1 protein-coding gene is annotated in these 1,647 nt (G+C 74.3%); it reads right to left on the reverse strand.

Going from position 1 to position 1,647, the window contains the following annotated elements:
- On the reverse strand, nt 1–1,491 hold a 1,491-nt coding region (locus tag MFF55_RS26620; protein WP_238247253.1), incomplete at its 3' end, for a DNA translocase FtsK.
- Nucleotides 1,492–1,647: the final 156 nt, after the last annotated feature.

Consider the following 1,647-nt stretch of genomic DNA (forward strand, 5'->3'; position numbering starts at 1 on the left):
GTTCTTGCCCAGGCACAGCGCCAGGCTGTGCTTCGTCTCCGAGAACTCGGCCGAGGCCAGGAGCTCGCGGAGGAAGACCGTCTCGCGCTTGGCGTTCGGCAACTCGATGCCGATGGCGTTGCGCCCCTGAACGACGGCGACGCGGGCGGAGACGGCCGACATCGAGCGAGCGATGTCGTCGGCGAGGGAGATGACGCGGCTGGACTTGGTGCCCGGCGCGGGCTCGAGCTCGTAGAGGGTCACCACGGGGCCCGGCCGCACGGCCAGGATATCGCCGCGCACGCCGAAATCGCTGAGCGTCGCCTCCAGGAGCGTCGCGTTCTGCTCGAGCGCGTCGGCGCTGATCTGGCTGCCCGGCGCCGGGGGCTTGGGCGCGGCCAGCAGTTCGAGGGCGGGGTGGGCGTAATCGTCGGGCGCGTAGGCCTCGACCAGCGCGGCCCGCCGCACGGGCGCGGGCGGCGGGGGCGGTGCGGAGACGCGGGAGACGCGGGCCGGCGCCTCGGGCTCAGGGTCCGGCAGCATCCCATCCTCGGGGCCGCCATCGTCGGGTTCGTCGTCGTGGAGCACGGGCGCGGCCCGGCGCTGGACCAGGGGCGGAGCCGCCTCGCGATCGAAGACGGGTTCCCGGCGTCCGTCGAAGGCCGGGGCCGGCCGCGGGGCGCTTGCCCAGGGCGCGTCGTCCTCGGCCGCGAAGGCGCGCCGCGCTGCGAGCGCCGGCGAGTTCCCCGCATAGACGAGGTCGGCGGCCGCCCGCTCGGCGCGCCAGCTCTCGATCCGGCCGGTCAGGCGGTTGCGCCCGGAGATCAGGAGCTGCGCCACCGCGCCGAGGGAGACGAGGCCGAGGCCCGGCCCGTCGGCATCCTCGCGCTCGTCGCGCCTCGCGTCGTGGCGGTGGGCGGGCGCATCGTCCTCGGCATCGTCACCGGCCCCGGCCCGGCAGGCGCCGGTCAGACTCAGGATGGCGATGCCCGCGAAGGCGAAGCCGACGAGGGCGGAGGCCGGCGGGACGATGACCCCGACGAGGGTGCGGGCGGCCTGCATCAAGGCATCGCCCGCGACGCCGCCGAGGCCGGTCGGCAGCGGCCAGCGCGCCGTCGGCGGCAGCGCGCTCGCCACCGCGCTCGCCGCGAAGAAGCCGATGACCCAGAGCGCGATGCGCAGGCCCCCGCGCGGCAATTCCCGCGTGCGGATCAGCTGCACGCCCCAGAAGGCGGGGGGCAGGGCGAAGGCGAGCGCGCCGAGTCCGAGGAGCTGCATCGCGAGGTCGGAGACGATGGCGCCGGGCACGCCCAGCACGTTGTGGGCAGGCTGCAGGGTCGCGTGGTTGAGGCTCGGATCCTCGATCGACCAGGTCGCCAGCGCCACGGTGAGCGCGGTCGCGCCGGCGAACAGCACCAGACCGCCGAGCTCGGTCATGCGCTTGGCGATGAACGGCCGGACGCTGTCCAGGTAGGTGTCGTAGGGCGATGCGGAGCGGCGGAGCGAGCGCATGCGGGACCAGACGCGGGAGACACGATCCGGTAACGCTATCCCCGCCCAGTTAACGGCCGTTTAAGGATGTGGGAGGTCGGCCTCGTGATCTCAGGCCAAGCGGCTCGGTGCACTTTGGGGACGACCAAACCCCCCTGTCATCCCGGGGCTGCGAAG

Source organism: Methylobacterium iners (genome assembly GCF_022179305.1).
In the GTDB taxonomy this organism is placed as follows: domain Bacteria; phylum Pseudomonadota; class Alphaproteobacteria; order Rhizobiales; family Beijerinckiaceae; genus Methylobacterium; species Methylobacterium iners.